This window comes from Methanobrevibacter sp. (assembly GCF_045586545.1).
Lineage (GTDB): Archaea > Methanobacteriota > Methanobacteria > Methanobacteriales > Methanobacteriaceae > Methanocatella.
In genome coordinates this window covers 1-12,539 of sequence record NZ_JAZNAN010000108.1, presented here as the reverse complement: position 1 = coordinate 12,539, position 12,539 = coordinate 1, and the positions used below count along the sequence as shown (strand labels likewise).

The 12,539-nt window shown below is 34.7% G+C and carries 12 protein-coding genes and 1 tRNA gene; 12 read left to right on the top strand and 1 reads right to left on the bottom strand.

Going from position 1 to position 12,539, the window contains the following annotated elements; all coding sequences use genetic code 11:
* Positions 1-206: 206 nt before the first annotated feature.
* The 11 genes from cfbD to ACKI3D_RS08105 all read left to right on the top strand — a co-directional run bounded on the left by cfbD (position 207) and on the right by ACKI3D_RS08105 (position 10,780).
* Positions 207-1,280: a Ni-sirohydrochlorin a,c-diamide reductive cyclase catalytic subunit gene (gene cfbD / locus ACKI3D_RS08155; protein WP_407393580.1), complete on the top strand. Its 1,074-nt coding sequence runs from the start codon at positions 207-209 to the stop codon at positions 1,278-1,280.
* Complete coding sequence (gene hisH, locus ACKI3D_RS08150) at positions 1,277-1,873, top strand: imidazole glycerol phosphate synthase subunit HisH (protein ID WP_407393579.1); 597 nt, start codon at positions 1,277-1,279, stop codon at positions 1,871-1,873. The genes cfbD and hisH overlap by 4 nt, the downstream gene beginning before the upstream one ends.
* A gap of 2 nt (positions 1,874-1,875) precedes the next feature.
* Entirely contained in the window at positions 1,876-3,240 is a 1,365-nt protein-coding gene (locus ACKI3D_RS08145; RefSeq protein ID WP_407393577.1) for an AIR synthase-related protein, read from the top strand.
* 52 nt (positions 3,241-3,292) lie between these two features.
* On the top strand, positions 3,293-3,730 hold the full coding sequence (locus ACKI3D_RS08140) for a hypothetical protein (RefSeq protein WP_407393576.1): 438 nt from the start codon (positions 3,293-3,295) through the stop codon (positions 3,728-3,730).
* A 50-nt stretch (positions 3,731-3,780) separates the two neighbouring features.
* A tRNA-Arg gene (locus tag ACKI3D_RS08135) sits at positions 3,781-3,854 on the top strand.
* Between the two features lie 21 nt (positions 3,855-3,875).
* On the top strand, positions 3,876-5,132 hold the full coding sequence (gene truD, locus ACKI3D_RS08130) for a tRNA pseudouridine(13) synthase TruD (protein WP_407393574.1): 1,257 nt from the start codon (positions 3,876-3,878) through the stop codon (positions 5,130-5,132).
* A 10-nt stretch (positions 5,133-5,142) separates the two neighbouring features.
* Complete coding sequence (locus ACKI3D_RS08125) at positions 5,143-5,817, top strand: zinc-ribbon domain-containing protein (RefSeq protein ID WP_407393572.1); 675 nt, start codon at positions 5,143-5,145, stop codon at positions 5,815-5,817.
* A gap of 12 nt (positions 5,818-5,829) precedes the next feature.
* On the top strand, positions 5,830-6,219 hold the full coding sequence (locus ACKI3D_RS08120; protein WP_407393571.1) for a DUF126 domain-containing protein: 390 nt from the start codon (positions 5,830-5,832) through the stop codon (positions 6,217-6,219).
* 8 nt (positions 6,220-6,227) lie between these two features.
* Positions 6,228-7,439 (top strand): amidohydrolase family protein, encoded by a 1,212-nt coding sequence (locus ACKI3D_RS08115; RefSeq protein WP_407393570.1) that lies wholly within the window; start codon positions 6,228-6,230, stop codon positions 7,437-7,439.
* Positions 7,436-8,227 (top strand): nitroreductase family protein, encoded by a 792-nt coding sequence (locus ACKI3D_RS08110; RefSeq protein ID WP_407393568.1) that lies wholly within the window; start codon positions 7,436-7,438, stop codon positions 8,225-8,227. The genes ACKI3D_RS08115 and ACKI3D_RS08110 overlap by 4 nt, the downstream gene beginning before the upstream one ends.
* Before the next feature lie 63 nt (positions 8,228-8,290).
* Complete coding sequence (locus ACKI3D_RS08105; RefSeq protein WP_407393566.1) at positions 8,291-10,780, top strand: heavy metal translocating P-type ATPase; 2,490 nt, start codon at positions 8,291-8,293, stop codon at positions 10,778-10,780.
* A gap of 32 nt (positions 10,781-10,812) precedes the next feature.
* Here the strand turns inward: ACKI3D_RS08105 and purB are convergent, their stop codons facing one another.
* Complete coding sequence (gene purB / locus ACKI3D_RS08100) at positions 10,813-12,162, bottom strand: adenylosuccinate lyase (protein WP_407393564.1); 1,350 nt, start codon at positions 12,160-12,162, stop codon at positions 10,813-10,815.
* 142 nt (positions 12,163-12,304) lie between these two features.
* Here purB and ACKI3D_RS08095 point away from each other — a divergent pair, with 142 nt between their 5' ends.
* Positions 12,305-12,508: a helix-turn-helix transcriptional regulator gene (locus ACKI3D_RS08095; RefSeq protein WP_407393563.1), complete on the top strand. Its 204-nt coding sequence runs from the start codon at positions 12,305-12,307 to the stop codon at positions 12,506-12,508.
* The last annotated feature ends 31 nt before the right edge of the window (positions 12,509-12,539 follow it).

Sequence of the window (12,539 nt, the reverse complement as noted above, 5' to 3'; positions counted from 1 at the left end):
ACCGTTTTTCTCTAAACTATACTTATATACTATTATAATATAAAGAGTTAATCCGAGAGCATTTGAAAAGTATTGGTTTGACTATAAACTAAAAAAAATTTAATACTCATTAAAGTGCAATTCATCTCCGGCTTAAAGAAGCCAGAGAATTCTTGCACAACAATGTTAAATATTTAATTATAAATGTTTATTTTAGGTGAAAAAATATGCATCCGAGACCAAGTCCAATTGCAGCTACTCTTTATACATTAAGGGATATGAATGTTGACGTTATTGTCATGCATGGGCCAACTGGCTGTTGCTTTAGAACAGCTAGGCTTTTAGAAGGTGATGGTGTACGTGTCGTAACTACAGGAATGTCTGAAAATGATTTTATATTGGGCGCTGGTGAAAAATTAGTTGAAACTTTAACTGAAGCTTATGAGTTATTTAAGCCAAAATTAATGGGCATTGCAGGAACTTGTGCAAGCATGATTATTGGTGAAGACTTAAAAGAAGCAATTGCAACTGCAGATTTGCCATGTACAGTAATTCCCGTTGAATCACACGGAGGATCTGGTGAAGGGGACAATACTGTTGGTGCAATAATGGTTTTAGATGCAGCAGTTGAATGTGGAGTAATACCTCGTGAAGAGGCAGACAGACAAATTGAAATGCTTGAAAAAGCAACAGAAGTTGAAAAAACTCGTGGAATGGCACAAGGTAAGTATATTAAACCTAATTTTGGTGATTCAAAGGAGAACGTTGCTAAAATTGTTGTCAATGCCCTAAAAGATAATAAGAAAACTGCTTTCGTACTAAATGTTAAAAAAGAAACATCATATTTATTTGCAGATATCATAAATTTCGATTACAAAGAGATTAATCCAGACAATAAGCCTATTTTCGTAGCTAATTTGGATGAAAATATTGGTCTTCCTAGAATCAGACAGCATGCAGTAAATATAAGAAATCAGCTTGATATTGAACCTGATTTTATTACAGGAGGGCTTGATGAATATCCAATAACTGCTGATAATGCGGCTGAATATTTAAAAGACAAGGACATAGATTTGATTGTTGTATTTGGAGTTCCTCATGCATTTCCAATTGAAGACTTTGATGTAGAATCAGTTGCTGTAACAGATGGTCCTCGTTTAGTTGAACCATTAAAAGAATTGGGCTATACTCATGTTGTAGCAGAACTTGATGCACATTCAAAAACTTTAGGGACTGATGAAATAGTCTTTTCTGATTTTGGAGGAATGATTAGAGCAGCTATTGGGTGGTTAGACGAATGATAACAATCATTGATTATAAAAGCGGAAACCTGAAAAGCATTTCCAACGGATTTAAAAAAATCGGTGTGGAATACCAGATAACAGATGATAAGGAAATCATCGCCAATAGTGATTATTTGGTATTGCCGGGTGTTGGAGCATTTGGAAGTGCAATGGAAAACTTAAAACCATTTGAAGATGTTATTCATGAACATGTAAATGATGATAAGCCCTTTTTGGGAATCTGCCTTGGCCAACAGGTATTGATGAGTTCCAGTGATGAATCAGTTGGTGTAAAAGGCTTGGATTTGTTTAAAGGGCATGTTGAAATCCTGCCCGAAGGAGTAAAGATTCCTCATATGGGTTGGAACAAACTTAAAGTTGTTAATGACTCACAAATATTAGAAGGTATTGATGGAGAATACTTCTACTTTGTACACTCATATCATGTTGTTCCGGATGATAATGAAATCATTGCAGGAGTTTGTGAATATGGTGGAGAAGTTGTAGCTAGTTTAGCTCAAAATAATTTATTCTCAACACAGTTTCACCCTGAAAAAAGTGGTGTGGCTGGTCTCAAGATTTTAAAAAATTTCACTAATTTGGAGATTTGATTATGGATATTGAAGGATTTGTAAGAGCAAGAATAGACGATTATGATTATGAAGACCTAGCAGAAATTTTAGCTGTCAGAATCAGGGAATATAAGAAAATTTCTGAAGAGAACTCAGTTGAAATGGCTAAAGCGGTAATTGATGAAGTTTCAACCACTTTAAAATTACAGGAAAGTGATGATGAATTTTTAAAGGAAATAGCTAGTGTTAATAAGGCCGATGTTCTCATGGGTGAAATGGGAGTGGGGTCCCGTGGAGCAGGAGACTTCTTTGTCCACAGAAAAATAGCTGAAATCGTGTCATCCACAAATACCGCATCACTCGTCAATCCATCTGAACAGGATGACGGAGGGGTTATAAAGGCTCCGGTTGATAACAATGAAGTTTATATTACCACAGCTGTTGACGGAATTCATTCACGTTTAAGCGAATATCCATTTTTAGGCGGTTTTCATGTAACCCGTGCAACCTTAAGAGATGTCTGTGTAATGGGAGCAGACCCTGTTGCAATATTAAGTGATGTTCACCTGGCGGATGATGGGGATGTTGCTAAAATATTTGACTTTACAGCAGGTGTTGCAGCAGTATCAGAACTAGTAGATGTTCCGATTGTTGCCGGTTCTACCTTACGTATCGGAGGAGACATGGTTTTGGGTGACAGATTTGTATCAGCAGTTGGAAGCGTTGGTGTATCACCACATCCTCCTACAGCAAGAAAAGGAGCAACAGAAGGTGACATAATCCTTCTAACTGAGGGTTCCGGTGGAGGAACAATTACAACAACTGCACTTTACAACGGTTTCTTTGATGTGATATGGGACACAATGAATGTAAACTTTGTCCAGGCATCACATGCACTATTTGAAGCAGACCTTGTAAAGGACATCCATGCAATGACAGATGTGACAAACGGAGGTCTTAGAGGAGATGCTCACGAAATTTCCAACACTACCGGTGTCGGTTTGGAGTTCTATGAAAATGAAATCAGACAGATGGTAGCTCCAAATGTTTTAAATATGCTTGAAACATTAAATATCGATCCGTTAGGAGTTTCAACAGATTCATTGATGTTGATTGCACCTCCTGAAATTGTAGGCGATATCAAAAAGGCAGTTGCAAAATATGATGTGGCCATTTCTGAAATTGGTGAAGTAAATAACTCTGGCGAGCCAATATTGATGAAAGAAGATGGTTCTACAGATAAATTAGTTCCATTGTTTAGAGAGGCAGCTTATACTAAAATTAAAAAACTTGTTGGCGATACAACACCTGAAGACTTTGAATTGATGAAAGAAAAAGTTCAAAAAGCTTCAGATGCAGCAATTGCTAAAAAAGATAAAGTGATTAATCACATTCGTGCAAATTAATTTTTGCACACTTCCCTATTTTTTTAATATTTCAAAATCCTATTTATCATTCATGTTAGATAATAAGGGATATTTCTATATAATTGATGCGTTTCTTGCAGTAATCTTACTTTTAATCGTATTTTTAGTTGTTAATTCAGCTATTTCTATTCCAAGTCCAGATTATTCCTATGATTCGAAAGATATCAGAACTGCACAAGATATAATGGAACTGTTAAGCGGCAAAGTCAATTTCACCGATAAAACATTTATTGGCGATATTTCAGGTATTTTAAAAGATAATGAAAATTCAAAAGATTCGATTAGGGAAGTTTCTAAGATTTGCAAAGACAAATTTTCGGATTTTAACCTTAAAAATTACCAGTTCACGGAAAATAATCTATTAAAAGGAAAAATATTAGCGTCATCCGGGGATTGTTCAAAAGCAAATAAGGTTTCAGTAGCTACAAGAAATTATGGCGATTATTCATATACTCTGTCAGTATGGTAATAATTAAATACTATAAAAATCTTAAATTTAATTGTTATCTTATTTTGTTTGCCCTGGTGGTGTAGTTTGGATAACACATGGGACTGCGGATCCCATTCCCCGGGTTCAAATCCCGGCCAGGGCACTGTAATTTTCCGTGATTATTATGTTAAATGCTAATACTTATGTTACTCACCAGAAAGGTATTGGTGGAACAATTAGAAACCAATATGAAGATTTTTATGTAGAAGAAATTCCTGAAGTGATTCCTGAAGGTGAAGGGCCAAATGTCTATGTTTGGATTGAAAAATTAGGAAGGACCACTTTGGATGTTGCCCTGGATATTGCTCGTGATTTACATATTTCAAGAAAAAGGATGGGTTTTGCAGGAATGAAGGATAAAAAGGCAATAACCCGTCAATGGATATGCATTGCGAATATGGATTCGGAAGAGCAGTTGAAGCAAGTTGAAAGTTTGGATATTTATAAAACTGATTTTTTAAAGATTGTTAGAGGTCGTAAAAAACTTAGAATGGGCCAACTTATTGGAAATAAATTCAAGATTCTAATTAAGGACTTGGAAGATATTCAAGAAAGTGCAGATATTGCTAACGATGTTCTAAAAGAATTAGAAGTAACTGGCGTTCCTAATTACTTTGGATGGCAAAGATTTGGTAAGCCTAGAACAATAACTCACTTAGTTGGTGAGGCATTAGTAGAAAATGACTTAGAAAAAGCTGTTAATACCTATATTGGAAATCCTCAAGATGACGAGTCTGAAGAAAATCAGCTAGCAAGACAAGCTTATGATGATGGAAACCTTGAAGAAGCCCTTGATTTAATGGGAAAGGGAATGAGATATGAAAAGATGATGATAAAGGAATTAATCAGGGACTCTAAAAAAGGTGAGTTAACTGATAAATCTTACATGAATGCATTACATGCGCTTCCAAAGCCTCTTCAAAGGATGTTTGTCCATGCTTATCAATCATATTTATTTAATGAAGCGGTAAGCAACCGTGTTGAAATGGGAATTAACAAATATATTGAAGGAGATATTATTATTGACACAGAAGAAAATATTGTTCGTGATAAAACTCTCGAAGAATATCAGGAGTTAATTGATAACTTTGAAGTGAATCCTACCTGCCCTTTATTCGGTACTAAAGTTCCATTTGCAGACGGAGAGGTTGGTTTGATGGAAGAGAACATATTGAAAAAGTATAATTTAGAAAAAGCAGATTTTGAAGTTCCAAAAATGCCTCGTTTAGGAAGCCATGGTCTCAGGCGTTCAATGCGTTTCCAGGTTTGGGATGCGTCAGCTAGTGCAACTGATGATGGTGTTTTATGCGAATTTTCAATTAATAAAGGATCTTATGCTACTGCTGTTTTAAGAGAAATAATGAAAAAAGATGTTGTTTAATGGTGATAAAATGGTAATTTGTCCTGATTGTGGAAAAGATGTAAAAGAAGCTAAATTCTGCTCTAATTGTGGAGCTCGCCTCCCTGAAGTTGGAGAAGTTAATGTAGAGGTTCATGAAGAACCTGTTGTTGAAGATCAACCTGTCATTGAAGAGCCTATCATTGAAGAGGAACCGGTCATTGAAGAGCCTATCATTGAAGAGGAACCTGTTGTTGAAGAAGAAGTAATTGAATCTAATATAGTCAAAAAAACTAAATTCTGTACTAATTGTGGGGCTGAAGTAACTTTGGAAACTGTTTTCTGTCCAAATTGTGGATTTAAATTAGTTCAAGAAGAAGAGCCACAAACCAAATTCTGCCAATCCTGTGGTAAAAAGATTAATATTAATGCCGAAATCTGTCCTTATTGTGGTGTTAGAGTAGCAAATATTACAAAAACTGAAGAGAAAAATGTTTTATTATCTGCAATTTTAAGCTTTTTATTCCCTGGTTTAGGCCATTTATACCTCGGTCTGACTAAAAAAGGAATTTCATTTATCGTTGCATATATTATTTCAGCGGTTCTCGTTTGGATATTAATAGGTTTTGTTTTAATATTTATTGTTTGGATTTGGGCGTTGATTGATTCTATTAAATCAACTGAAGCCATCAATAAAGGAGAATTCGTTAAAGATGAATTATTCTAAATGTGTGATTTTATGATTAAATGTAGGAATATTGCAAAAGGAAAAGCTCAGGGAGAATTGATTGTTTCATCAGAACCTATCAGTTTTTTAGGTGGGGTTAACCCTGAAAATGGTGAAGTAATTGATCCTAATCATGAATTGAAAGGCCAAATTATTAAAGATAAGGTCTTGTTTATTCCTGGCGGCAAGGGGTCTACTGTTGGTTCTTATGTAATTTTTCAAATGATGAAAAATGACACTGCTCCAAAAGCAATAATCTGTTTGAATGCAGAGCCTATTATTGCAACTGGAGCTATAATGTCTGATATTCCAATGGTCGACTCACCTTCTGAAACTAAGGATTTGACAAATGGAACTTTAGTTGAAGTTGATGGGGATAACGGAACAATCGAAATATTGTAAGTGGTACTATGCAAACTCTAATTGAAAATGTAAATATAATCAATCCGTTTGAAGAAATTGAAACTTCACAATGCGTATTGATAGAAGAAGGAGTAATTAAAGAGATATCACCTTCAATAAATACAAAAGGTGATGTTAATGTAATCGATGGGGAAGATAATTATTTACTTGCCGGTTTTATTGATTGTCATACTCATATTTTTGCTAAAGGTTTTCACAAAGAGGAAAATATGGCAAATCCATTAGGAATTCATTTCTATAATGCGGTTCCACACTCATTACAGACAATCAATGCGGGCGTTACAACAATTAGGGATTGCGGATCTGCCGATTTAAGCTTCAAATTGGCTCAGCAAAGAAAATTGTTCACAGCTCCAAAGATACACCTATCAATAACACCCTTGGTCATGACTGGAGGACATTTTGATTTGTTGTTGCCTTCCGGTTGGGACATGGAGATAATGTATCCGGGGTTTCCTAAAGGAAGATGTGACGGCATTGAAGAGGTTCTAAAAAAGACTCGCGAAGTTAAAAGAGCGGGAGCTGATTTTATCAAGGTAATGTGTAGTGGAGGAGTCTTAACAACAAACACCTCACCTGAATTTTCACAATTCAACAAAAAAGAACTAAAAACTATTGTTTGCGAAGCTAATGCAAGTGACATGAAGGTTTCAGCTCATTGTCATAGCCTAAAAGGAATGAATAACTGTATTGATGCCGGATTTTCTTCAATTGAACATGGAACATTCATTGACAAGAAAACCGCATGTAAAATGGTTAAAAGGAATGTCAGTCTGGTTCCAACATTATTGGTACATCAATTTTTATATAAAAACGGTTTTCCGGCATGGGACAATTATGCAGAGGAAAAATCAGCCAAATTAAAAGAGATAGTTAAAGTCCACAAAGAAAATATCGCTGTTGCATATGAACAAGGAGTTAATATATTAATGGGAACAGACAGTGGTGTAATTCCTCATGGGCATAATTTGGAAGAATTGGTTCATTTGACTGATATTGGAATGAGTGAGGATGAAGCAATAGCTAGCGGTACTGTAAAAGCCGCCGAGTTTTTAGGAAAGGATAACTTGGGTTTGGTAAAGGAAAACTATATTGCAGATTTGATTTTAGTTAATTCAAATCCTTTAGAGGATATTTCTATTTTAAGTGATAATGATAATGTTCTAACCGTTATTCAGGATGGTGAAATTGTAAAATGAAATTAATTATTGATGAAGAGTTATGTACAGCATGCAAACAATGTGCTTCTGTCTGTATTCGAGATAATATTATTGTTGAAGATGTAGCCCGTGAGGTAGGAAGTAACTGTTTTGAATGCGGTCATTGTATGGCGATATGTAAGCAAAAGGCCATTACTTTGAAATCTTTTGAAGGTAATGAGGACAGAATAATCGATTACAATCCCCATGAAATTCCAGTGGAATATGAGGATTTTCTAAAATTTTTGAAACAAAGAAGATCAATTCGATGGTTTAAAAAGAAGAAAATTGATAAAGAAACTTTTGATAAATTGTTTGAAGGAGCATATTATTCTCCATCAGCTCAAAATGAGCAGGATGTTGAATTTGTAGTTTTAGATGAAAAACTCGATGAATTCATGAATCTTGTCTATGACATTATCAAAGTTGATGAAGATAAATTTTTTAGAATTAAAGAATTTGGAGATTATTTAAGAGATAAGTCTTCAAAAGAATTTCATCCATTGCTGTGGGAAGGAAAACAATTAATTTTGACATTTTCAACTGATAAAACCAGTGCAGTAATAGCCAATACTCGCCTGGAATTGCTTGCTTACTCTTTAGGTCTTGGAGGATTTTATTCATTATTTATTCTTAAAGCAGATGAAATCAATCATGATAAATTAATGGATTTTTTCCCGGAAATCGATAAAAACAAACATATGTATTCTGCTTTTATTATAGGTTATCCTAAAGTAAGATTTAGAAGGACAATCCCTCACAATGATATAAAAATTACTTATTTTTAGTGTTACCTAAACTTTATTATATTTAAATTGACATATTATTTCTATATATGAATTGGTTGTGATATGGTGAAACATAAACATATGGATTTGCCGATTGAAGGTATGCATTGCGCTTCTTGCGTTTTGAGTGTAAATAAGACTTTTGGTAAAATTGAAGGTGTTGAAGAAGTGGATGCTGATTTAGCAGCTAATAAGCTACATATTACTGTTAATACTAAAAAAATTTCTTATGAAGAAATTGAAAGATTAGTTAAAAACTTGGGCTTCGAGCTTCACAGTGATGAAATGACTTTAAGAATCCAAGGTATGCATTGTGCATCCTGTACAATGAATGTTGAGAATTTTTTAATCAGATTAGATGGAATTTTTGATGTAAAAGCAGATTTAACTTCTCAATCTGCAAAAATAAGATATGATTCCTCTAAAGTTACATTAGATGAAATTGAAAAGGTCATTGAATCATTAGGTTTTGAGCTTTTAGGTGTTGAAGGCCAGACTGAAATCGATGAGGAAGCAATTTACCAACAAGACCTGAAGGACAAACGTAACAGGATTATTGTCGGTTTAATAGCTTCAGCTGTTCTAATGGTTTTAATGTTCAGCATGTGGGATCCGCTAGCGGGTGTTGTCGGCGGCATTAATGAATCCTTAGGAGTTAACATTTCATCAATGGGACTTTTTTCATTGCTTGTAAGTATTTTACCGTTTTTATATGTTTCCCTGCCAATTTTAAAAGCTGGAATAAACGGATTAATGCATAAAAACCTAAATATGGATGTAATGTACTCCATGGGTATTGTTGTTGCATATGTTTCAAGTATCTTAGGAACCTTTCACATTGTTTTAGACCATTCTTTCATGTTTTATGATTCAGCTGTGATGCTTCCGGCATTTTTAATGATTGGAAGGTATCTTGAAGCAAGAGCTAAGAAAAGAACTTCTGATTCCATTCGTGAATTGATAGGTCTTCAGCCGACTGTTGCAACAGCCATTGAGGTTGATGATGCTGGTGAAATCATATCTCAAAAGGAAGTTTCAATTGCAGACATTGTTGTAGACGATTTGCTTTTAGTAAAACCTGGTGAAAAAATCCCTGTTGATGGTGATGTCGTCGGTGGGGAGTCATATGTTGATGAATCAATGATTAATGGTGAACCGATTCCTAAAGTTAAAAAAGATGGTGAGGAAGTCTTTGCAGGAACCATTAATCAGGATGGAGTCCTACAAATCAAGGCTAAAAAGATTGGAAAAGAAACTGTATTGTCAAATATCATTCGTTTAGTTGAAAAGGCACAATCTTCAAGACCGCCCGTTCAAAAATTCGCAAACACAATCGTTTCCTACTTCATTCCAGTAATTTTAACAATAGCGATTGCTGTATTTTTAATATGGTACTTTGTTTTAGGCGCTTCTTTATTGTTCTCACTTACATGTCTGATTTCAATTCTTGTTGTTGCATGTCCATGTGCTTTAGGTCTTGCTACACCAACTGCGGTTACTGTCGGCGTTGGAAGAGCAGCGGAGTACGGAATTTTGATTAAAAATGGGGACACCTTGGAAAATGCAGGTCAAATTGATGTAGCCGCTTTTGATAAAACCGGTACAATAACTGAAGGAAAACCTGAAGTTGATGACATTATCGGATACGGCATTTCTGATGAGGAACTGATAAAGTTGGCTGCAAGTGTTGAGCAGAATTCCACCCACCCGATTGCAAAGGCTATTGTAAATAAGGCTAAAGAAATGGGTATAGAATTAAATCAGACTTCAAGCTTTGAAAATATAACAGGTAAAGGCCTTAAAGCGGAACTTAATTCAAAGGAAGTCCTTGCAGGTAATCTTGCTTTAATGGAGTCTGAACAAATCAATGTATCCGAAGAATTGGTAGACAAATATCACGAACTTGAAAAGTTATCTAAAACAATTATATTTTTAGCTGAAGATAAGACAGTAAAAGGTATTTTGAGCTTATCTGATAAAATAAAATCCAGTTCAAAAAGAGCAATTGATGAACTGCATAAGATGGGTGTTGAAACCTACATGTTAACAGGGGATAATGAATCTACAGCACTCAATGTAGCTAGTCAAGTTGGAATTGATAATGTAAAAGCTGGAATTCTTCCTGAAAATAAATTGGACATTGTTAAAAGCACTCAAGCTAATAACACTAAAAAAGTCTTATTTGTTGGAGATGGAATTAACGATGCTCCTGCATTGACACAGGCGGATATTGGTGTAGCTATGGGAAACGGTACTGATATAGCTATGGAAAGCGGAGACATTGTTGTCATGGAAGGAGATTTGGAAAATGTCGTTGCGGCCGTACAGTTCTCTAAAAAAGTAATGCGTAGAATCAAGGAGAATATTTTCTGGGCATTTGCATACAATTCAATATTGATTCCAATTGCTGCAGGGGTTTTATATCCTGCTTTTGGAATAACATTCAAGCCAGCATTGGCAGGGTTAGCTATGGCAATGAGTTCAGTAACAGTCATAACTCTTTCATTGATGCTTAAGAGATATGTTCCTGAAATAAAAAGAAGTAAAAATTAATTGATTTCAATCAATTAATTCTATTTTTTAATTTAAAACCAATCTTGTGATTTTTCAAGTAATTCATCAATAATGATTGGAATAGATCCGATGTAGGTGTGAGGATCCATTATTTTATCAACATCTTCTTGAGTTAAGTATTTTTGAACTTCTTCGTCCTCTAAGATTAACTCTCCAAGATATAATTTTTCTTTATTTGCTTTAATGGCGTTTTTCCTTACAATTCCATATGCAGTTTGTTTTCCCATTCCTGCACGGGTAAGTTCAGCCATTAATCTTTCAGCCATGATTAAACCATTGGTCAAGTTCAGGTTTCTTTCGATGTTTTCATCGTAAAATACCAGATTGCTCATTAATTTGATAGTTAGGTTTAAAATGTAATCAGTTAAAATGCAGCTTTCCGGAAACATAATTCTTTCACATGAAGAGTTGGTTAAGTCTCTTTCGTGCCAGAGTGGATTGTTGTCCAATGCTGCATTGACATAAGATTTTACAATTCTTGCAACACCACAAATCCTTTCAGCTGTAATAGGGTTCATCTTATGAGGCATTGTACTGCTTCCTACTTGTTTTTCAGGATCGAAATACTCGCCAACTTCCATAAGTTCAGTTCTTTGTAGGCTTCTGATTTCTAAAGCGATTTTATCTAATGTACTTGCGATATTTGCCAAAACACTGATGAATTCAACATGATTGTCTCTTTGAACAACTTGGTTTGTAATGGTTGCTGCAGGAAGACCTAATATTTCTGCAACGCTTTTGTGAATTTCCCAACCTTGTTCTCCTAAAGCTGCAGTTGTACCTACTGCTCCGTCCATCATTCCAATACAAACGTTAGATTCTGCATGTTCTAATCTGTCGTATTGTCTGTGGAGTTCATCAGCCCAAAGTCCAAATTTCATGCCGTAGGTGGTTGGAAGTGCATGCTGTCCGTGTGTACGTCCAATGCAGACTTTCATTTTATTTTCTTCAGCCAAATCAAGCATTATTTTTGTTAGTCTTTCTAATTTTTCTTTCAATACTGTGATTGAATCTTTGATTAATAATGAATTTGAACTGTCAACAATGTCATTGGATGTTGCTCCAAAGTGCACATATTCTCCTGCACCGTTTTCACATACTTCTGTAATTCCTTTAGATAAAGCAGCGATATCGTGGTTGGTTTCAGCTTCAATAGCTTTAACTCTTTCTAATTTAACGAATTTTGTATTAGCTTTTGCTGCGATTTCATCAGCGACTTCCTGTGGTATAATTCCGAGTTTTCCTTCTGCTTGTGCTAATGCTGATTCTACATCTAACATTCTTTGTAATTTATTTTCTTCTTCCCAAATTTTTTTCATTTCTGGTGTACCATACCTAAATTCAATAGGGTGTATAGCCATTTTTTATCATCTCATTAAAATTATTTGAATATAATATACTATTTGATTATTTAATTTATAATATTTTAGTAATTTTTGGAAACATTTATATTCTTTTATAAAAAGATTAAGTATAGCTATTATTATCATAATAGGTGATTATTTGGAAACTAGAATACGACAGTTTCGCCAGGAAAAGAGTATAACTCAACAGGAGTTAGCTGATTTGGTTGGTGTAACTCGTCAGACAATAAATGCTTTAGAAAACGCTCGTTATAACCCTTCCTTATTATTGGCCTATAAAATAACTAAAATTTTGGGTAAAAAGTCTATTGAAGATGTTTTTCTCTTCGATGAAGGCGATTAAATGGTTAATGTTAATTTATACATAATAATAG